16 protein-coding genes and 5 pseudogenes are annotated in these 21,040 nt (G+C 56.2%); 7 read left to right on the top strand and 14 right to left on the bottom strand.

From position 1 onward, the window contains the following. Positions 1-728: 728 nt before the first annotated feature. The 6 genes and pseudogenes from ML_RS10660 to ligD form a co-directional block, all read right to left on the bottom strand. Positions 729-1,964 (bottom strand): cytochrome P450, encoded by a 1,236-nt coding sequence (locus ML_RS10660; RefSeq protein WP_172591920.1) that lies wholly within the window; start codon positions 1,962-1,964, stop codon positions 729-731. A 558-nt stretch (positions 1,965-2,522) separates the two neighbouring features. Beyond that, a pseudogene (locus ML_RS18115) lies at positions 2,523-4,476 on the bottom strand (fumarylacetoacetate hydrolase family protein). A 56-nt stretch (positions 4,477-4,532) separates the two neighbouring features. Then, positions 4,533-4,664 carry an ATP dependent DNA ligase gene (locus ML_RS19430; protein WP_368730485.1) on the bottom strand — a complete coding sequence of 44 codons (132 nt, stop codon included), beginning with the start codon at positions 4,662-4,664 and terminating at the stop codon, positions 4,533-4,535. A 12-nt stretch (positions 4,665-4,676) separates the two neighbouring features. Beyond that, positions 4,677-4,913, bottom strand: coding sequence for a hypothetical protein (locus ML_RS10670; RefSeq protein WP_145985207.1), 237 nt, complete (start codon positions 4,911-4,913; stop codon positions 4,677-4,679). A gap of 692 nt (positions 4,914-5,605) precedes the next feature. Next, the gene (locus tag ML_RS19435) at positions 5,606-5,692 is read right to left on the bottom strand and encodes a hypothetical protein (protein WP_462138026.1); all 87 of its coding nucleotides are present in this window, start codon (positions 5,690-5,692) and stop codon (positions 5,606-5,608) included. 338 nt (positions 5,693-6,030) lie between these two features. Then, the gene (ligD, locus tag ML_RS19440; protein WP_368730486.1) at positions 6,031-6,300 is read right to left on the bottom strand and encodes a non-homologous end-joining DNA ligase LigD; all 270 of its coding nucleotides are present in this window, start codon (positions 6,298-6,300) and stop codon (positions 6,031-6,033) included. Positions 6,301-6,893: 593 nt separating this feature from the next. Here ligD and ML_RS10680 point away from each other — a divergent pair. From ML_RS10680 to ML_RS10690, 3 genes and pseudogenes are all read left to right on the top strand, one after another. Then, entirely contained in the window at positions 6,894-7,079 is a 186-nt protein-coding gene (locus ML_RS10680; RefSeq protein ID WP_010908712.1) for a hypothetical protein, read from the top strand. A 289-nt stretch (positions 7,080-7,368) separates the two neighbouring features. Next, positions 7,369-8,122: pseudogene (locus tag ML_RS10685) on the top strand (Ku protein). A gap of 66 nt (positions 8,123-8,188) precedes the next feature. Continuing rightward, complete coding sequence (locus tag ML_RS10690) at positions 8,189-8,344, top strand: hypothetical protein (RefSeq protein ID WP_156511952.1); 156 nt, start codon at positions 8,189-8,191, stop codon at positions 8,342-8,344. Here the strand turns inward: ML_RS10690 and pstA are convergent. Genes pstA through pstS form a run of 3 tightly spaced genes read right to left on the bottom strand, consistent with a single transcriptional unit; the run spans position 8,316 to position 11,359 of the window. Beyond that, the gene (gene pstA, locus ML_RS10695; protein WP_010908713.1) at positions 8,316-9,230 is read right to left on the bottom strand and encodes a phosphate ABC transporter permease PstA; all 915 of its coding nucleotides are present in this window, start codon (positions 9,228-9,230) and stop codon (positions 8,316-8,318) included. The genes ML_RS10690 and pstA overlap by 29 nt on opposite strands. Positions 9,231-9,247: 17 nt before the next feature. After that, complete coding sequence (gene pstC, locus ML_RS10700; RefSeq protein WP_010908714.1) at positions 9,248-10,207, bottom strand: phosphate ABC transporter permease subunit PstC; 960 nt, start codon at positions 10,205-10,207, stop codon at positions 9,248-9,250. Positions 10,208-10,249: 42 nt separating this feature from the next. Continuing rightward, entirely contained in the window at positions 10,250-11,359 is a 1,110-nt protein-coding gene (gene pstS / locus ML_RS10705) for a phosphate ABC transporter substrate-binding protein PstS (RefSeq protein ID WP_010908715.1), read from the bottom strand. A gap of 341 nt (positions 11,360-11,700) precedes the next feature. On the opposite strand from pstS, the pseudogene ML_RS10710 reads away from it, so the two are divergent. The 3 genes and pseudogenes from ML_RS10710 to ML_RS10720 form a co-directional block, all read left to right on the top strand. Next, a pseudogene (locus ML_RS10710) lies at positions 11,701-12,475 on the top strand (SDR family oxidoreductase); the annotation flags it as partial. Positions 12,476-12,502: 27 nt separating this feature from the next. After that, a pseudogene (locus tag ML_RS10715) lies at positions 12,503-13,605 on the top strand (diacylglycerol kinase). Between the two features lie 135 nt (positions 13,606-13,740). Further along, complete coding sequence (locus tag ML_RS10720; RefSeq protein WP_041323149.1) at positions 13,741-14,967, top strand: Nramp family divalent metal transporter; 1,227 nt, start codon at positions 13,741-13,743, stop codon at positions 14,965-14,967. Between the two features lie 472 nt (positions 14,968-15,439). Here ML_RS10720 and ML_RS10725 read toward each other — a convergent pair whose 3' ends face one another. Then, entirely contained in the window at positions 15,440-15,622 is a 183-nt protein-coding gene (locus tag ML_RS10725) for a ribonucleotide reductase N-terminal alpha domain-containing protein (RefSeq protein WP_049769853.1), read from the bottom strand. Between the two features lie 1,252 nt (positions 15,623-16,874). After that, on the bottom strand, positions 16,875-17,012 hold the full coding sequence (locus tag ML_RS10730; RefSeq protein ID WP_156511951.1) for a hypothetical protein: 138 nt from the start codon (positions 17,010-17,012) through the stop codon (positions 16,875-16,877). Between the two features lie 890 nt (positions 17,013-17,902). On the opposite strand from ML_RS10730, the gene ML_RS19445 reads away from it, so the two are divergent. Continuing rightward, positions 17,903-18,262 (top strand): serine hydrolase, encoded by a 360-nt coding sequence (locus ML_RS19445; protein WP_162618281.1) that lies wholly within the window; start codon positions 17,903-17,905, stop codon positions 18,260-18,262. Positions 18,263-18,320: 58 nt separating this feature from the next. Here the strand turns inward: ML_RS19445 and ML_RS10740 are convergent, their stop codons facing one another. From ML_RS10740 to ML_RS19450, 3 genes and pseudogenes are all read right to left on the bottom strand, one after another. Further along, a complete protein-coding gene (locus ML_RS10740; RefSeq protein WP_041323155.1) occupies positions 18,321-18,551 on the bottom strand; it encodes a hypothetical protein in 231 nt (76 codons plus the stop codon). A gap of 2,007 nt (positions 18,552-20,558) precedes the next feature. Next, positions 20,559-20,672 (bottom strand): annotated as a pseudogene (locus tag ML_RS17530) (RtcB family protein); the annotation flags it as partial. Next, positions 20,621-20,968: a hypothetical protein gene (locus tag ML_RS19450; RefSeq protein ID WP_064430407.1), complete on the bottom strand. Its 348-nt coding sequence runs from the start codon at positions 20,966-20,968 to the stop codon at positions 20,621-20,623. The pseudogene ML_RS17530 and the gene ML_RS19450, both read right to left, overlap by 52 nt. Positions 20,969-21,040 lie beyond the last annotated feature (72 nt).

Consider the following 21,040-nt stretch of genomic DNA (forward strand, 5'->3'; position numbering starts at 1 on the left):
GGTTTCGAGCACTGTATCGCCGGAGATGGAAAGACATTCGCCGGCAGTTCACCACCTCCGAAAAACGGTGAAAACCGATTGACGCAGAAGAGACCACCCTATTGAACCCGACCTCGATACCGGTCACCCGGTACCGCTACCAAATCACCACAATACCCAACCCTTGGACCAGTATTCCCACCGCCTAACGGTAGTGACCATGAAAAGCCCGGTGCGCAAAGACGCGCACACCAGGATCGGCGACCAGTCTGGGAAACGGACCGAAAGTAATACACCCACACCGCGCCCCAGGCCTACTCAACCCGCGGCCGCGATTATGCTCTAGCGTCGACAATGAAGCCCCAGACCCAAGCAGCTGGATCACACCCAAACCGATTCTGCCACTACCTTCAAACTCGCCACCAAAACACACCCACACATACAGGCATGCCCCAATCTGCGACAACTACGCCAACCCACAAACCCCCAGCAGCCGATCCTGGCTACAGGATAACCAGCAAGCCACACTGCACTTCACACCGACAAGCTGCTCATAGCTGACACATAACCAAAATCTTCTTCACCACCATCACCCGCCACAACACGTTCACCGATATCAACAACCTCGAAACCGCGATCCCCACCTACAACGAACACACCACACCGTTCACCTGAACCCAGACCGCAGACACCCCCTCAACAAAATCAAACGTTAAAACAATCACCAACACACAACACTAGCGAACACATCAGACCTGTACGGGCAGTGCCGACATTCCGCGCATTGCCACATTTGGCTTATAGACCAATTCACCGGCCAGCTGTACCTGTGGGAAACGCGCACTGATCGCAGATAATGTGACAGTCGCTTCCAACCGAGCCAATGCCGCTCCTAGGCAAAAATGTGAGCCGACGGCAAATGCCAAATGTCGTGAGCTGGGACGGTCGGGGTCAAATTCATCGGGGCGTGAGTAAACCGCTGGATCGCGATTGGCGGCGGCAAGCAACAAAACCATTGTATCACCCTCGGTTAAAGTTGTCTGACCGATCGTCATGTCCTTAGCAGCTACCCGACCGATTAGATGGATTGCTGGATCATAACGAAGCGTCTCCTCAACCACCAGCGGCGCGCGCTGCGGGTTGCTACTTAGCGCTTTCCACTGCGACGGGTTGCGTAACATCGCCAGGACCGCATTGGCAATCAGATTCACCGTGGTCTCATGACCAGCAACGAGCAACAGACCGCACGTTGCGATGATCTCTTCCTCGGTCAGCTGATCACCCGACTCGTCCAACTCAATCAGCCTGGATATCAGATCCTCACCGGGTGTACCGCGTCGACATTTAACTAGCTGCTCCAAGTAATCCCGCAACCACACACCAGCCCGCAGCCGCTCTTCAGTGGCCTCCGGCGGTTCACCGGTAATGGTAATGAACGGGTCGACTGACTGCACCAATAGTGCTGAGACGCGACCGAACTCCGGCGCGTCTTCGTACGGCACACCCAGCAGCCGACAAATCACAGCCACCGCAAGCGGAAAGGCTAGGTCAGCAATGACGTCAAACTGGCCAGCCGCGGCACCCTTATCCAGCAGGGAATCCACCAGCGCAGCAATATCACCTTCCAGCGCCTGAACGACTTTCGGTGCGAACGCCTTGCTGACAAGCTTGCGTAACCGGGTATGATCTGGTGGATCGAGAAACATAAACGACGAGGCATAGAACGGTCGCGGTTCTGCACCAGCAGCAATGGCCTGCTGCGCTAGTGTCGCCTTGAGCCGATCGCTGGCCGACAACGGATGGCGCAATGCCTCGTCGCAGTCAGAAAACGACGAGAACACTGTCAACGGCATACCCGGTAGCTGCATCGGCCCGTAGTCAATTAACGCGCGATAAACCGGAAACGGATCCGCCCGGGTGCCCGGGTCAATCAAGCGTAGCAACAGCATTTGTGCCTCAACAAGCGATGGCGGGTTCGTTCCCATCGGTCGATTATGACTCAGGTACTCGATAAATGCATACACGCATGTACGAGTTGGTACGCACGTCCGCATGATTGAAGGTGGCTAGCCGAACACGTAATTATTTATCGCTACGAGCCACGACGTCAGTCTTGGGCCAGATTCAGAGCCCTGCTCAACGGTGTTGCTCTGCAGCGTATATTTGCGGCATCGAATGGTATGGTGGGGACCACCCCTTAAGGGCCCTCAACGCCGTTAGCGGCCGGCTCGCCGTCGACTCCAGCACAATCATGGGGACACGCACAGCAGCAAGCCCAGACCATGACCGAGGACTGGCGGCGACACGGACTCGACATGGACATCGTCGGCTTGACCTACCCGAATGAATACGACAGACATGGCCACATGCCTGCAAACGTATGGACGGACGGCGGCACAGTCCAAGCTCACCTAACCTCTGCACAGCTGCAGGCCTGTCCTAACTTCAAGCCACTGACCGACAGGACCCGGCCAACACAATCAGCCAATCAGCTTCGTGCAAGCCATCCGCGCTTAACCGCTTTTGCAGTTGAACTTTCGCGATCAAAAGCAGCGTTTAGCCAACCATTCGGCCTGCATCACCAGCAGGGCCAGTATTTGTAACTGCTGGGTATCAAGGTCGAGTTGACGGTAACGCTGATAAACATTGACAACCACTCGTTCGGCGTCCAGCCTGGTCGCGTACTCGCCTAAGTCGGGGGTCTCAACGGCCTCAACCCACGACAAACCCCTGAGCACTAGGAGGCTTCGGCTTGTTCGGCGACGTAAACAAGTATAGCCCGGAGCACAAGTCCCGCCCGAATCGGTGACTGGACAGTGGCCAGGTACCACCACCAGCGCGTCGAATGTTAGCACTGCTTAGCACGCGGCGACCTGGCTGGCGATCGGCCCGACCCACACGACCTGGGTGCACCCAATGGACAGGAGATCCCATTGTCAACAATACGCCAGTGTCAGGCACGTACGCCACGGAGTCCGTAGCGGTATAGGCTGGACCCAAGTTCAGCAGATTGACCTGCCGGTCGCTAACTTCAACGATGAAGTTGTATTCGAACATCTGATCTGCGTTGCAGACCTTGATGCGGTTGAAGTCTAAGTGCCCGAGACGGTCTCAACTTGTACGGCATTGCGATCGGGCCGAGACCGCCAGTTTGCATCATGGCTAACATCTGGAGCGCCCCGTCGTGTGCGATCTCGTCAGCAGTGTCCTTGGCGGCGATGATTTAGCACCGATCGGGTCCAGCAGTTGATTGCCGTGCATGTAGTCACCGTTGGCGTGGATGATCAACGCATCAGCGCAGGGCAAAGACAAGATGATGGACTTCATCGCGGTGAGCATCTCCCAGGGTAACTCCAGGTCAATCCAGGTATCGACAAGCAGTAACGCGCCGTAGCGGCTATCAGCCCCGCACTGCTCCAACTATACCCCCGTCCGACAGCGTCCACGCCCACACTCAAGTTGGCGACTTCGTTCAGCCCACGGATGTTTGTTGTAGAGTATCTGCGGGGTGCTCGGTTGACCCGACCGGAAGCGACCGTGGCACCGGTATTGGGCTGAGCCTCTAACGGATGTGGCAGGAGGCGCTCACGCGGAGAGTCTGTCGAATCCAGACCAGCCCTTGCACCTGGAATATGACGAAGTCACAGTCGTGCAGCCATCCCGGGAACGACTCCCGCACCGTCAGGCTCAGGTGTTCGACGAATGTGCAGGTGAGTAGCGCACCGAAGCCAATAACCTCACCCGGCCGCAGTGTCACCCCACGTGAGACGTGAAAGATAACTTCGCCGAAAGTCCCAATCCATCTGGGCGGTCAAACCTGGTCTCATCACGGTGTCGTTAACCAGAGAGCGCACCCCATAAGTCGAGCTTGCCGTCACGGCTGTACAGCTCGAGCTCATCGGGCCTAACCAAGTAGGGGCCCAGTGTTACTACACTGCTTTTGCCCTGCCCGATCCCTAGACGACTTTCCATCTGTTGCAAGTCGCGTACGGACCAATTATTGAAGTATGGTTGTAACCAACGATGGCCTGTTCGGTTTCCTCAACAGTCAGGTCGCCGAGGTTTTTACCGATGGATCCGATGACCGCAGAAATTTCCAATTCGAATTTCTACCAAGCACTTCCGGTAACCGCCGACACTTCGTCGTATCGAACCAAAATAGTTGCTGAGCAAGCGAAATAAAATCCAATACGATACCAGGTATCGCTAAGCACCCCATCAGAAGCCCAGCTCAGCTTGGCAATTGCACATATGGTACAAAACACAACGAGTCACGGAATCAACAGTGGGAGCGAGATCGGGGCCATCAACCGCACGTCGACGAGTTGTACTACCGCCCAATGGCGAACGTTGCATATCTTCGCCAGCTGCTCGCAGCCAGTCAACGCCACTGGCTACCAGATAAAGTAGCGTCACGTCCGGCGACATCACGTAGATCACATACCCGGCGAGCACTCCGGTGCGTTCGCTGTCACCACGACACGTCACCCATTGCATTCCCGCACCACACTCACTTGGTTTCTTTGTCTGGCCCGCAGCCCACACCAACTCGTTTAGCGCAACAGGTTATCCGCGGTCCATTCGCTATAGCGCACCTCGCCGACCAAAACCGGCTTAACAAAAATCACACCTTTAGCGTCGCGTGTCGGAACCAAGTCACCAAACGGAGATTGGTCGCTGCGCAAAAGGACGAAAGTCTACTTGAGGTTGGCCAGGTCACACTCGGCGAAGCAGGCACCAACCCACTCGGCAAAATGCAGCCCACCGGCGGTGGGGATACCCATCAGCAACGCACCGATGCCACAGCTACGTCCGCTTTTCCCGGCACGCCAGCCACCTATGACGACTTCCTGGGTTTTCCAGTGTTTGTCTTTAGCCCACGACGCAGAACGCTGACCCTGCTGATAGTTGGAATCACGCTGCTTGGTAAGCAAGCTTTCCAAGCGTACTTGCGGTAGTACTCGAGCGCCTCGGTGCCATCTCCGGGTAGCAGCTCAAGTACTATGGAATTGCTTGCAGTAGGAAAGATTTCAATATTTTGCGCTGGTCAAGATAGCGCACTCGCAGTAACAAGCTGCCGTCTAGCTAGAGCAAGTCGAACATCCAAAACACGATACTGGTGGCGCAGTTGCGGCTGTGCATCTCGTTGAAACTGGGCACACCGGACTAGCCGTCTAGAACCACATGGTGTTATATGAAATCGGCTACCAGTGAGCGCAATGGAAATATTCTTCGGTAACGTCACATCCTTTGCTGAACAACAAGAGTGACGATCAGTAGTCAGCTTCGATCAGGAGTCGGTAGCCGTCTCATTTGTCTTGGAAAGCCCACTAACCCCCCTTCAGTATCACCACCAAACCGTGCTTAGCGAGCACAGAGGGACGATGTCGTTCGTCGAACATAAAGACTTTTTAGTCCTTCATCCTACTGTGCACCAGACACCGGTAACTGTTAGTTAGCATCAGTCCATAAATCCTGATTATCCGGATCTCGTGCAAGATTACGATGAGCTCCAACGTTTTTCAGGGAAGTCGCGGAACTTCCCGGTGTCGTAGATTCCCTCTCCCAGAGGATTATCTGGTCAGTGCCATATTTACCTTTCGGTGATCTCACTACCGAACATGGCTTAGTCCAAAGGATGATCCTCAGTGTGTACCGCCAGGTGGTTCACCGATGTGGTGTGCGACAGATTTTTCAGCACTGCACACGACACCAATACGCCATCTCGCTCCAGCCGGAAGTCTTAGTACGACTATAGTCCGTTATGCTCCTGGATGACAAACGTATTGCCTTTACCAATTATTTTTTTTCGCTGGTTTTGTTGAAATTATCGGATCAGGAATCTTCGATGTGTCACACATGCTATGGTATTTCGTCAACCGATCCGAGCTGGTAGCTCAGGGCTCCGGGGCGTCCATCCTCGCCAACAGTTCACCGTAAGGAGCGATTCGGCAAAGTACCTTGTCTTAGAGACAGCTTTCATAGTGCGGGATCGTCAAGTTATTCCCAGCTGCGTAACGCCATCACCTTCGAGGGCTCTCAGTTGCACAGCTAGTAAGGCACAATAGTGCTCTTCGAACCTCGGTTTTGGCTCCAGTCCACAAAAACCTTCTCCATCAACAACCTTCGTGTCATGATCGACGTCACCAAGGTAGGAATGACGTTTTCCAGTTGCTGAGAAATGTTTTTAGCAAACAACACAGCTCCTCGACTACTCACTTGATGGTCAAGTGGCGTGTATGAGGTGCAACCCCTTTGCGATCGCTGGTCAGCGGGAAAATAGTCAGCCCGATATCGGAGATCAGATCCCAGATTGCGCAGTCACTTTCGGCCAGCTAAGGCATTGTCATACCGTCACCGGATCCAGGTCGAACACCAATCGTGCCACCAGGCTAAGTTGTAGCCTGCCAGGATCTCCGACGAACAGCTACTGCGGCACATGTACCTCCAGCGCGGCCTGCTGTGCGATCCAAGCTAGCCCGGTGGGACTGTCGATTAACCGGATAGGTCGTGATTCCCGACCGGTGGGTCACGCTGGCACGCTACAGCCAGTCCAGCGTCACTAGGACGCTAACCGCAATGGCCACAATTGCCTATGACGAGTCAGCTACCTAGACGTTCGACCTGACCATGGGAAGCTCACTCCGGGACGCCTCCGGTCTTGCCGCCACTGTTTGTACACACCGGTATGTATCGCCGCCGTGCGCGAGCCGGGCTGCTTGGCGGTCACGACTCTGCTCGATGCCTACCGAGTGCCGGCACCACAGTCAGTTTCGACTCCAATGTACGTCCGTCACTAATCGTGGACCAGGATCTGGACCGCGAGCGTATCGAACATATCTCGTTGAGTGCAACGATATCGTCAAAGTCATCGACGAAAACCTACGCTAGATCGATCCCAACCACGCACTGGAATGAACCGCCCTGACCTGGTTGACATCTGGACCGGCGATCGTTGCGGCGAGCAAGGCGCGTTGGCGTTATGCCTGGCCGGCAAGGCCCGGGTGGACATCAGGAACTTCCGGGTCGTGGACACCGTCTGCACCAGTGATGAGTTCATGGTCAGACTGCTCGACGGGTTATGGGGATATGGCTTATGAAGCGCTGATCGGCGAGCCAATCTTCAGCGAATCCGGCTCGACGCGCTGTCTGTCGCGCTGGACGCAGCTGACCTGTCGTCGAGGCTGACTATCGCCTACACCGGTACTGACCTAGCCGACCGAGCGGCTATGGATACCTAAAACACTCTATCCCCAATATGTTTTACCCAACAGCAACTCATATGTAGTATCTAGGGATTAGTGGATTACCCACCGACAAAACGCACTATATCGTACTTTGCCGCCTGGCGTGCTGTTGTGCGACCTAGAGTGTGGACATACTGACTGTATGCACTTCATCTGGAAGGGTTCGATTGCTTCTGTGGCGGGTAAACATCCGGGTCAAAGCGTACAAGCTAATCCAGGACCACGATATCAAGTTCCACGAGGTGCACGCCAACGCTAATGGGAGGATCCGATACAAACGAGTATGCGATGTAATGTGGATAAGTCGTCGAATACTGTGATCTCACCCAGGCCCACGAATTCGACGAAGGCCAATTGGTGGTGATCACCGATTACGACATCGCCACACTGCCCTAGGAGGGCAGCCGCGAGATCAAGGTCCTGGAGTTCGTCCCGGTCCGCCACGTCGACACCATAGTGTTCGACCGCCACTACTTCTTGTAACAGGATTCGAAGCCGTGGAAATCATAGGTGCTGCTAGCTAAGACATTCGCCGAAACCAACCAGATGGCAATCGTGAATTTCGCGCTGCATAACAAGAATAGATCGGCGACGCTGCGCGTCAGGGACTTCGGCAAGCGCGAAGTTATAGTGGTGCACACCTTGTTGTAGCCAGACTAAATGCGCTACCGCGACACCTACCAGGCACAGATTCAGTAACTAATTGAAGCGAAAATTGAATATAAATAAGTATTTACCGCTGAGTAACAGCCGGAAAATTTGACGATACCGAGGATGTGGCTGACCTGCCCACAAAACTGGAGGCCAGCATGAAGGAGTGCTCCGGTCACCTGAAATCCCCGGCGCAGAAAACTGCTGCCGAGAAAATCGGTTCGAAGGCGGCGTCAAAATCCTGACCTGCAGCTCTGAATTCCTGAAGTCTTGAGGACGATACAGCGGGGCGGTCTACCCAGACGCGTATCGTGTCCATCCATAATTACGGCGAAATCATCCTGATCACCAGCAAGGACTTCGCTTATATGGTGGCTTTCGGGATCGCATCAGCACGGTTGCCGAGCGAGGAGACCAGGAGACCTAACGCGCCCGGTGTCACCGGCACCCGCTGCACCGCCGGGTAGCCAGGAAGCGGAACGCCGCGCCGAAGAGATTGATCCCGGCAACCAAGATGATCAGAGTCAGTGCCGCGCCCCAAACCCGCAGAAAACCCGCGTATTCGGGATTGGTCAGTTCGGTGTAGATCAGCAGCGGCAACGAGGCCATGTTGCCGTCAAAAATGTCGAAGTTGATGGAACGGCTGTACCCAACCAGGACGAGCACCGGCGCAGTTTCGCCGATGACGCGCGCAATGGACAACAAGACACCGGAGATGATGCCCGGCGTCGCGATTGGAAAGACAATGCGCACAATTGTCTTCCATTTCGGAATACCCAACGCGTAGCAGGCTTCTCGCAGTTCGTCAGGAACCAACCTCAGTATTTCCTCGGTAGACCGCACCACCACTGGCAACATCAACAAAACCAACGCCAACGACACAGCGAAGGCAGATTGTTGGAATCCCAGGGTGGCGATCCACAGGCAGAAGATAAACAACGCCGCTACGATCGAGGGCACTCCGGCGAGCACGTCAACCATGAACGTGGTCACCCGTACGAACGGGCCAGAACCGTATTCCACCAGATATACGGCTGTCATCGATCCCAGCGGCACGGCCATGATGGCGGCCACCACAGCCTGCACCAACGACCCATACAGCGCGTGGTATACTCCGCCGGCAAACTCTTCTGGCATCACACCGCGTAGCGAGTGGGTCCACCAGTCGAACCGAGTTACAGCGTAGAAACCTCGCGCGACCACGACTGACAACAGCCAAACTAGCGGAACCAGCGCAATGAGAAACGAGGTGAAGAAAAACATTGTCGCAACGTTGTTTTTGATGCGGCGTCGCACGCTGATGGGGCGCAACACTACCGCTTTGACCGGTCGGTCGAGGGTATCAAGATTCATCGAGAGCTCACCGCAGCTTATCCGTTCACCCTTCCGCCGGAGATTGCGCGAGCGACCGCGTTGACGACGAACGTCAGGAAGAACAGTGCAAATCCTGCTGCGATATATGCTCCGGTCGGCAGCGGTTGGCTAAATTCTGATGCCGCGGAGGCAATCTTAGAAGCGAACGTGTAACCACCGTCAAAAAGCGACCAATTGCCCGAGCGAGCGGCCGAACGCAGGATTATCAGAACCGCCAGGGTTTCTCCTAAAGCACGGCCCAAACCGAGCATTGCCGCCGCGGCAACGCCGCTACGGCCGAACGGCAGTACGGTCATCTGTACCACTTCCCACTTGGTCGCGCCCAGCGCCTGAGCTGCTTCGATCTGAATGAGTGGGGTGTGGCGAAACACTTCGCGCGACACCGAGGTGACAATTGGCAGGATCATCACCGCTAGGACGATGCCGCTGGTGAAAATGGTGCCGCCGCCAGCCAACGACACATTGCCCTGTTTGAACAGAAACAGCCATCCCAGGTTGTGGTTGAGAAACACCGCTATCGGCTGAAGCTTCGGCGCCAACACGAATACCCCCCACAACCCGAAGATAATCGATGGCACCGCAGCCAGCAGATCAACCATCGCACTGAACAGACGCGACAGCCGTGCCGGAACATATTGGGTAAGGAATACCGCGATTCCGATAGCCACCGGCACAGCCAACACCAGGGCACATATCGAACTCAGCACCGTCACCATGAAAAGGTCGCGGATACCAAACGCGAGATTCTTATCACCGGTGGTGTCGAATTTTGCGCTGGTGAAAAAATTTGCATGGTTCGCGCGCAACGAGGGCACAGCACGAAGCAACAGGAATATCGCGATCAGCAGGATCGCGGCGACGACCGTCGAACCAGCCGCGGCAGCGGCCGATTTGAACAGCCGATCGCACCGCCGGGTTACATATGAACCGACTGCTGCTGGCGTGGGCTTTATCACAGTCGCAGGTACTAACGAATTTGTCGCCGTGACGATGTCATATCAAGCGATGGCATTAGCCGCAGTCGACAATCTGGATTTGAAAGAATCCGGAATAGGTACATATCCGTTGTCCCCTAGGCCATTCTGGCCTCCACCGATGGTGCTCTGCAGGAATGCCTTCACAGCCCTACCGACCTGGGCATCGGGATACTTCGAGCAGACAATCTCGTAGGTCGCCAGCACGATTGGGTAGGAGCCGGGCTGAGCCGGCTTGTAAAACGAGACCGTGTCAAGCACTAAATCGTTACCCTCTCCAATGATCGTAGCCCCAGAAATTGTCTTGCCGACCGAGTCGACGCTGATCGCAATGGGTTCTGGATCGGCCGACGTGGCGATCTTGGCCGTGTTCAGCTTCCGCGCCGAAGCGAACGACCATTCGTTGTAGGTGATCGACCCTTCAGTGGACTTGACGGCCGCCGACGTACCGTCATTGCCCTTGGCACCCTCACCAACACCGCCTTTAAAGGTCTTGCCGATACCTTTGCCCCACTCACCGTTTGATGCGACGTCAAGGTACCTCTGGAAATTATCCGTGGTACCGGACTCGTCGTTGCGGAACACGACATGAATCGGCTCAGCCGGAAGGGCGACGCCAGTGTTCAGCGCTTGGATCGCGGGATCGTTCCAACTGGCGATGGAACCATTGAAGATCTTCGCGGTTGTCGGACCGTCCAGGTTCAGTGAACTCAGGCCGTTCACGTTGTAAGTGATCGCGATGGGGCCGAAGACCACCGGTAAATTCCACGCCTGCGAGCCACAACGTTGCTCTGCTGCGGCATACTCCTTCCTACTCAACGGTGAGTCTGAGCCACCGAAATCTGTTTGATTACCGTTGAATTCGCTAACCCCCGCACCGGAACCATTAGCCGTATAGTTCAACGTCTGTCCTGGACATGACCGTTCGAACGCATTAACAAAGCGGGTCATCGCGTTGGCCTGGGCTGTCGACCCGCTAGCTTTCAGTGTCGGCTTCCCACCGCAGCTCACCTGGCCTGACGATGGGCCTGTCCGTGCACTTCCTACAGCTGCGTTGTTGTCGCTGCCGCAGCCCGACAACAGCGCACCAGTAGCCAGGAGCCCAATCGCGGCACCAAACTGGTTGAGCTTCAATCTAGCTCCTCACGGTAGCGTAAATCTGACTGCCCCCAGTAGAGCCGGCGCTCCAACTAGCCGTCTTATCCGGAGTCATGAGGCTACATTAACAAGGTTTACCTGCGGAACATTTTGACTGGCCGTTGCTGATAGACAGCAGAACTCCCCGGGCCCACACACTCTACTCGAACATAATTTCGATAAACTTTTCGCTGGGGCGGGCGGTCATCAAGGCGGAGCATTGCATTGGCACGCCCATACGACAAACTAGTACCTATTCCACTGACCGAAACGGTGAGGTTCTCTGCCCTGTCGGTTGACATGCCCTGTCGGCTGACAGTTGCATGAGAAGGACCGCAATGATCCTTGGCAGTTTCCGTCGCGACGACAAAGTCGCCGTCATAACCGGTGACGACCGCGACCTCGATGCAGCCATCGTGGTAGCTTTCGCCGAAACCGACACCGATGTCGTAATCGCGTCGCGAACGCAATCCGCACTAGACGCTGTCGCCGAACAAGTCCGGTCCGCCGGCCGGCGCTCTACACACCGGCGCCGGCGACCTGGCATATCCCAACATCACCACACACCTGGCCGGTTTAGGCCGCCGAGGCGTTCGAGAGACTAGACATTGCCGTCAACAACGTCGGACGGGACCATGCCGAACATCTCAACTAAGAACCTGAAAAACGCATGCACGTTCAATGTCGGCACCACCCACGCGTTGACCGTCGCAGCGGTGCCGTTGATGTTCGAGCACCCCGATTGCTGCAGCGTGATCAACATCAGCTCCACGATGGTCCGATTGGACGGACACGTGGTTTCTGCCGCCTACGGCACCACCAAAGCCACATCGTCGCAATACACGCGACTAAGCCGGCACTGGACCTATTCCGGGTCAACGCCATCGCACCTAGGTCCATCCGCACCTCCGCATTGGATTTAGTTGCCGCCAACGTCGAGCTACGGGCCCCGATGGAGCAGGTGACACCGATGCGCCGCCCCGGCAATCCCTGCGACATCGCGACTGCGACAGTGTATTTGACGTCTCCTGCCAGCATCTATTTAACTGGCATGATCTGGAAGTCGATGGTAACTTCACTTGCTCGAATCTTGACCTAGCCATCCCGGACCTGTGCCTCCCCACCATGAGGGAGCCAACCATGTTCATACCCGTCATCCAATTGGGCACCGGTGACGTCGGCGTCCATACGCTCAGAGCACTTATCCCCAAGCGAAAACCGAGCTAACCGACGTCTAGGTGTCATCGGAAGCCAATACAAGTAAGGACGCGGCATAGCTTGCCGACGCGATGAACGTGCGAGCCAGCACTGACCTGGACGCGATGCCCGCCACCGGGCCACGATGCGCCGTCTACGGCGCTATGGCCGATAATCGGCTACCCGGAAGCTTTGGCGGACTATCGTCGTGTACTGGCCGCAAGAGTCAACATTGTCGGCAGCGATCCTTGTCTTCCTGCAGTATCCGTGGCAAGTAATCCCCGATCTCATCGGATCCTTAGAAGACATTGCGTGCACATAACAAGGTAATCCGAGCCTGTACGTCACACGGTATCGATCCGGGCTTCGCAAACGACCTGTTGCCGCTGGCATTGCCCGGCACCTACCAGAACCAGAGCATCCAGCAGCAGGTGCGTTGTATGAAGACCATAGACTATGGGGGACTACGCCACCTACGACAGCACCATCGTCATGTTCGACGTGATGGGGTTTGGTAAGCCACTCGACGAGATCCCGATAATGTTGGAACCTAGTGCACTGGGCTTGGTATGGGGATCGGTAGCCCGACAACGTGCTGCGGGCCAGCATTATTTCGTTCGACGAACTCACCGAAAAGCACGTCCGGGAAACGGCACCCGAAGCCATCGACATCGCGTCAAGCCACATTCCCCAGGACAACGCTACAACAGTACGATTCGAAGTGCTAAAGATGGTCAACGGTGAGTCTTAAGAACACGCCACCCAGTTATACGCGAAGACCTGTATCCCGATTGACTGGAACCCGCTCAGCTTGACGGTTCATACCGCATCGAAGCCGCCTATAAGACCATCCTACGCAATGAACATCTGCCTGCGCAGCCAGGGCCCAGGGCTATCACAACCGCACCGGACTGGTGACCACCGCGACGCGGGCCTTCAACGCGACCCCTGCGGTGGTGGCCACCCCGCCGAAGTATCGTGGACGATCCCTGGACCTGCCGCTAAGCACCGATTGGGGGAGCTACCTCCCCCGGGCAACGTGGTGACCAACCTGTCCAGACAGACCCTCGGTAGGTGCCCAGGGCCAATCCCGACTACCGCTAACCCGGCCCTCACCATAGCAAGAATTGTTCGTTAACCTCACTTGCCTATCGGAGGGTAATGGATCGAGGGGTAAAGCGTTGGCAGAGAGCACCCAGGCCGAGCTTAAAACGAGCTGGTATTTGCTCGGACCAGCTTTCGTCGCCGCGATCGCCTACGTCGATCCCGGAAATGTGGCAGCCAACGTCAGCTCCGGCGCACAATTCGGCTATCTGCAACTGTGGGTGGTCGTCGTGGCCAATGTGCTGGCCGGCCTGGTGCAGTACCTGTCAGCGAAGCTTGGGCTAGTGACCGGACAGTCACTTCCCCAGGCAATCAGCAAGCAAATGAGTCATCCGTTCCGACTGGGCTTTTGGTTGCAGGCCGAACTGGTAGCGATGGCAACCGATGTTGCTGAAATCGTAGGCGGGGCCATCGCCTTCCACATCTTGTTTAGAGTATCATTGCTGCTCGGCGGGGTGATCACTGGGACGGTGTCGTTGCTGCTACTGATGGTGAAGGACCGTCGAGGCCAACTCTTGTTCGAGCGCGTCATCACTGGACTGCTGTTTGTCATTGTCGTCGGCTTCACGTCCAGTTTCTTCGTCGCGACGCCCTCACCCGAAGACATGGTAAACGGCCTACTGCCGCGCTTCCAGGGAACCGAAAGCGTACTGCTGGCCGCCGCTATCATAGGCGCCACCGTGATGCCGCACGCGGTGTACCTGCATTCCGGTCTTGCCCTGGACCGGCACGGACACCCCCACGCGGGCCGTAGCCGGCGTCGACTACTCCGCGTCACCCGCTTGGACGTCATCCTGGCGATGACGATCGCCGGAATCGTGAATACGGCGATGCTACTAGTGGCCGCGATCAACCTGCAGCATCATCAGGTAACCGCTTACATCGAGGGCACTTACACCGCCATACAGGACACCTTGGGAGCGACGATCGCGATGCTGTTTGCGATCGGGTTACTCGCCTCCAGTTTGGCATCCGCATCGGTGGGCGCCTATGCCGGTGCCTTGATCATGCAAGGATTGCTACAGCGGTCCATTCCCATGCTGATACGGCGCTTGATCACATTGTGCCCCGCGATCGCGATCCTGGCGCTCGGTTTCGACCCCACTCGCGCATTGGTGCTATCCCAGATAGTACTGTCCTTCGGTATACCGTTCGCGGTGCTTCCACTGGTCAAACTGACCAACAACCGCGGACTGATGGGTAACGATACCAACCATCCCGCCACAACTGTTCTCGGCTGGGCCGTCGCGATATTGGTTAGTCTGCTTAACGTGGTGCTGATCTACCTGACCGTGACCAGTTAAATGCCGGCCGGCATACGTATCTCGCATATGGCCGAACCTGTGCGTAAGGAAGATGACACCGAACAGCTCGACAGCAGGTAGACGCGCTAAACCTTACCGGTTCAGGAGTTGACCAGGCAATGTGTGCCGTTGCATTCGACGGAGCGCAGGAACGCGTCGGTGACTCTGACCGACAGGTTGAAAAAGAAAGCTCACTGTGTCTTTACATTTTGATGGTAACGAAGTAATAAATATCCGAATGTGATTACGTCGAGGACCGCCATGCATGCACCGTGGCAACGACCACCGATCGAAACCACATATGCCGCCATGTTAAACAGTTAAAGGTAAAGAATTCGGCACCCTCGCGGTGCCGGCTGTAGTGGGACACTCGATCCTCGACGGGTCACAGGTAAACAAAAGTGTAACCAACGCCCCCGCAAGTGCGTTGGATCCCGACAGCATGTCCAAGAATCATGAAGATCGAGTGCAGCTAATTTTCCACAGGCAGAGCCAAACATACAGAGAGCAGGCCGATGTTGGTGCCCGCGTTCATCAGCATGGGCGAGTTCGGCAGAAATTCAAGATCGCGCAGCAGCGCCGAGAAGCGCTCTGCCCACCACACCGAGGTGACACTCTGGTCCCCATCCTTGGCACCCGTGGCGAAGGACGCCACTTAGTCCATTATCTCTACCAATCGACTCGGTCGACCTAACGTGCTCGTCGCACAGGAGATAATCGTTTCTACGGTACCACCACTGCATACAGGCCCAGTTTCAGCTCGTCACACACCCCGAACAGGGCTTTTGCCATGCGCAACTCGCTGCGCCGCTACTGATAGATGATCTAGACCCGAACGATGTAGTCCAGGTTGGATTCGCCGAACCCACACCTCAACAAAATCCTGAATACGTTTAATGAGTAAAATTGAGGACTCCAGCGCATAAGCAACAGCCCGGACTAGCGTGGCCGGCATGTAGAGGCCGTCATAACCCACCTAGCTGCTGGCGCGCGACCGTTGCCTCAATCCGTCTGACGTTGCAGCGAGGGAGTACCCGATCGCGGCACCGGACCGGCACCAGCCACACCGATTTCATCGGCTCCGAAAACGCCTACTTGCTCTTATCGTGGGAGAGGGCTGGCTGCACAGCATCGAAACCGATGTTGGGCACGCTCGTCGGTGTCCTTCTGCTCCGCAACCGTGACGACGACCGCGTCGACGCTAGGAACAACGATCCCCTCATGGTCGGTGGCTAGACATACGAGACATACGGTAATACCCATCTGGGAAGTGAACCGCCGGTAATCAGTCCCCGGTGGTCTGGTTGATCGATTGTGGTGCCCTTGATCACCAACCAGTCACCGCCCTTTACCTCCAGGCGATTCATCCTTATCTTCGGGAATTCCATTGTTCATGCGTTCGACCCGTCAGCGGAAAGGGTATAACAGTAACCACCTTAGATGACCAAAGATCCGTCGCTGTCTCGGCTGAGAGTACACGATGGGGGTTGATCTTTGAGCTCGATCGCGCTACGAACGATCGCTGATCACGACGCTACCCTGGACGGTGCGGCATGTTCCTAGGCCCCAGGCAACATTCCCCAAACCACGTATCTTTTCCACGAGCCGGATGGGGTACACCATCGCGAGACACGCTAATGTGCCCGGACATACTCAGTTTATCATCTGGCCGCAGCATCGGCATCAGCCAATCAGCGAAGCTTTCCACATCCCCGCACAGCATTTTAGCCGGTGAGCTCAACGCCCGCGAAAATTTATTCGCTGATATCTGCGGCCACGGAAAGACGGACATGACCCACCCTAACGTATGCGCTGTAGGTTAGCTGCGGCATCGATGGCTCAAACGTGGTTAACACCACATCCTATTGGGCTGCTGACGAAGCAATCACCCGAGATGTGGTTTTTCCTTAGATGTAGCAGCCGCCGACATCGCGGCTATCCACTCGAGCGAGCATTTCAGGCTGCAGATCGCAAGGCTGAACCACCGCCGCGGTGACGCCTGTAGCCGCCGCGGCGGACAAGCCAGTCAAGATCGAAACCGACATTGTCGGAGCGCTACCGTGGCTAGCGTCAATTAACGAATCGTCTGCGGCAGAGATGCTATGCGTGGGGTCACTCGAATTAAGGCGCGCAGGCGACGTGCCAGGACCGACGGCAACAAAGACAGCAGATGGCGAATGGACTGCTATCAGCACTGAATAGTTCACTTGATAGCGACTTCAGCATTAAAAACAAGTTCCTCGAATACAAACCTGTACCTCACCCCGATCTTGGTACTCAGGGCCAGGACAGAACCCGTTCAATTGGGCTGCATCGGTAGCGGCCAAATCGCTTCGCCAATGCGACCTTGTACCGCCGCAACCATATCAGTTGTTGACTTGTGTTCGGTGCTGATGGTGCACCACTAAACCGAGCTGAAGTCCTAAAAGACGCTGCTGAGGAAATCAGCATAGGATCACAACGACACCGATTCCAACATAGTCAAGTTGCTCGACCAGCGTCACAGTGTCGGTACCGGCCCCGATGCGGACCGGTACCGACACTGTTAAGCGCGGCCAGCATCATCATATCGTGGATCACCGATCAAGCTTACCGATGTGATTGCGTTGTGGTTCAACGAATGTTGTCACTCTATATGGCGCTGTTGTGCGCTGGCATCGCTTGTAAGTCGTCTACGCACCCAAACGACGCGATCATGCTCGGGCTGTGGCTGTGTGCGATAGTGACTTCTAACCCCTTCGAGAAGGGACACTTACGAACGCCGACGCCCAGGCCGTCCGGCACTCGTCTGCCTTGCTTAATAGTCAATTTCAATTCTGAACTCCATAACAAGGTAACAAGCACAGGCTGCTTGCCACTACGATAATTGGCTGCCTGGCGGTGTCCACAGGGCGACTGACGGCGATTCGCTTGCTCTATCCGCAGTTTCGCCAGCTTGTTTCCGGAACGTCAACTCAACGGTAGCGAGCTGTCGTTATACCTGGACGGCACACCGGTTGTTGACGGGTGGACCAGATGGGCCAATAGTCGTGGCAGCATGCCGTGGTCGACTGACATGGGCACGATGGTGATTTCCGTAACCAAGGGCTTGGCATCCCTAGTCATCCATCGGCTTGTCGACCGAAGGATGTACTTGCCTACGATATACCGGTCGCCGAATAGTGGCCCGTGTTCGGCGCGAACGGCAAATCAGCCAGCACCCATTGGCTACAGGATACGGCGCCGGACCGGGCTGTCCCACTTGGGCGGGGGAAATACCACCAACTTGATGTACCACCACCTTATGAAAGGCTGAACTGGCGGCAGCGACGCCAGAACGGCCGCTGGATAAGACAACCCTACCATGCCTTGACCTAAGGATGGTTGATTTTCGAGTTGGTGCGCGCAGTCAAGAGCAAGGAAAGGCGCGAGCTGATCCGAGTGGAGCTGACCCAGTCACTGAACACCAACAGACTGCATCTGGGCCGGCCACCAGCCGACGCGCCGACCCACACAGCACAGATCATCACCCCGCAGAACACCAAAACAAACCCACTGTTGAACTTCGTGGCACCGAAAATCGCCGTCTTCTCGTTCTCGGCCACTTCCGGGGATAGGTACTTTCCACCATGCACGCTTTGTCCAAGAAGATATTATGGCACAATACGTGCAAGATCAGCAGCTAATGAGGTGTGCACCATATGTGCGCTGGCACGCGTCTATGGTGTGATCACCAACAGGGGATAGCTCGACGGAATACAATAAAAATATACTGTCTTAATTGTCACCCGGGCGGGTGGCCGGCTTAACCGGCAGGCCCAGCCTGCAACCCGACCACAACTTTTTCCTACCGCTGGCCTGCCACGTGAGATATCACGCGGTGCCCATATCCATGGAGCATTGCCCGGATTCGATCACACCCAGCATAGGCGGGCCAAATAGGATGAACCGGTCCGGCAAAGCCGAATCGCATTCGGCTTTGCCGGACCGGCCACCAACCCCTATGATCTTCGACCATGCTACCTTCACCGGGCTTGGCACACTGCTACACCGCCGTAGCCCAAAAGGGCGACTATGAACAAGCCACTCCCACCTCATAGGATACCACTAAAACATAGGATCATCCATAGAGGGTCACGGCCGGGATAGCCCCCATGACGGTGCCGTTTCTGGCACTTGCTGCGGCTTGGACGTACCTACGGCGATTTTTTGGTCAATAGCAGCTCAAACTACGGGTGGAAAATGCGGAGGTACAGGGCCCAGATAACCAAAGCCGAGGAAGACGGCGGTTGCACCCCGGGAGCCAGGCATCGGCCCGGGATGGCTTTAACTGAACGGCGCAGTAGTTTTTAGCCACGTACACGACGAATGCCCACAGCCCGGAAAGTATGTTCCGCGCTCCCTAACCCCAGTGTGGCGGGCTGCACCGTGCAGCTCCTTTCACCCTTTGATGCCACAGCTTTGGATCTATCGGCCTGCGAGCAGGGGGATCAGCCCTTTCACCATACCCAGGAAATAAAGCGGACGACCCTGCGAGCTAGCCCGGCGAGGTGGCTGGTTTCGATGACAGCGTCGATGCCCTTATAGTCCTAGGGTCTTCCCTGCGGAACTTGCCACGCACGAGTATGCCATCCTCCCCGAGGCTTCTGCTCAACACCTCGGCGTTGGTGTTACGGCCGATTCAGTGGCGGCTTTGCACTCTGCCGGCGCTGCGTGCGGTGAAAAGAAAGCGGGATTGTACGGTGCACCGGCCAGCCCTTACGAGACGGTGTCCATCGGTCCGGGGATAAGCACCGATTTAGCCGACCACGGCCAGTTCAGCCGGCACATCGGGATGTTACAGCCGGTAGCGAGCCGGCAACACCCTTGCGATGCACGCATAGGGTGTGTATCTGGCCGTCGACGGGGTGCTCTTCGCAGTTTGGCTCGGCTGTACGATGCATTATAAAACAAGTCCAGCAAGGTCGTGGTTTGCTTGTCGAACACCCGACGAGTCGCTTCGGTGAACAGCTGACGGTTGGCGCGTCCGTAGTTGGCCACCGCGGCCAGGCAGACAAACTTGGCCTTTGGGTGAGCGGACGGACACGCACGCCAACTGAGGGTCTTGTACTTGAATACTGCAACTGTCCAAGGCAGTTTGCCATCTGGTGTACGTTATCGGTACAGATCTGGTGGCCCGAGCCGCGTGAGCAGGTACGGATCATGCCGCACGCGGTGCCTGAGGGGAGACCTATCTGTGTGGTGGTGTCGTAACACGCTTTCCACGTCCTGCACTTCCAAGATACAGCTGCCCGAATTCAGGTAGCCAATCTGCTCAAGCCTTCGTTCGATCACTCGCTAACTAACCGCCGCCGCGTCGGTCCCCATGAGCACGTCGCCGTCCTCGCAACGCTACAAGTCACGCGCAACACCGTGTCCCTGTTGCACCACAAACTTGGCGCCGTCGATGAAAATATCCTCCAGCACAGCGCAGTTGGACAACAGCCACACGCCATTGGTGCCCAAACCGCACGGTATCGCGACATCGAGGCGCGGTGTCGAGGTGGTCCAATCATCACGCGGATCTTTGGTGGCAGCCGCTGGCGATCCAGGCTACTGACTAAACGCCTTACCCAGCAAGAGATGTCAAAGCCAACCCCACCGGGGGAGACAACTCCGACGGCGTCGATATCGGTTACGGCCACACCGCCAGTCGAAAACCCATAGCCCCAATGCACGTCCGGCATCGCATACGACGCCCGAACAATCCTGGGCAGCGTGGGTCCCCACAGTGGCCACCTGAACCAGCACCATATCGGCCCTCGGACAACAGTAACCTGATCCCAGGCACCCGGACAGCTTGTTCGATCCGGAACCGGTCTAGAGTCTCCTCGACGATTTGCATACGAATGATCCCCTCACTCAACACATCCAATGTCACCACACACCGCAGGCCATGCTCGGCGTACGAGAAGCGAACATCGTTGACCGACAACATCTTCAGCAAAGAACAGATCTGATGCAGTGTCGTTGCATCAACCATCAAAAGTTAGCGTCGACGGCGCTGTCTGCACCGTTCGGATTGACATCAACCGGCACCTCACGCTTACTATCC

This window comes from Mycobacterium leprae TN, from assembly GCF_000195855.1.
GTDB classification, from domain to species: Bacteria; Actinomycetota; Actinomycetes; order Mycobacteriales; family Mycobacteriaceae; genus Mycobacterium; species Mycobacterium leprae.

Coding starts and splice junctions, on each gene's coding strand:
- ML_RS10660 (WP_172591920.1), bottom strand. CDS start 1,964: ATGGGAACGAACCCGCCATCGCTTGTTGAGGCACAAATGCTGTTGCTA.
- pstA (WP_010908713.1), bottom strand. CDS start 9,230: ATGAATCTTGATACCCTCGACCGACCGGTCAAAGCGGTAGTGTTGCGC.
- ML_RS10680 (WP_010908712.1), top strand. CDS start 6,894: ATGAACCGCCCTGACCTGGTTGACATCTGGACCGGCGATCGTTGCGGC.
- ML_RS19450 (WP_064430407.1), bottom strand. CDS start 20,968: ATGGTTGATGCAACGACACTGCATCAGATCTGTTCTTTGCTGAAGATG.
- ML_RS10730 (WP_156511951.1), bottom strand. CDS start 17,012: ATGTCGGTTTCGATCTTGACTGGCTTGTCCGCCGCGGCGGCTACAGGC.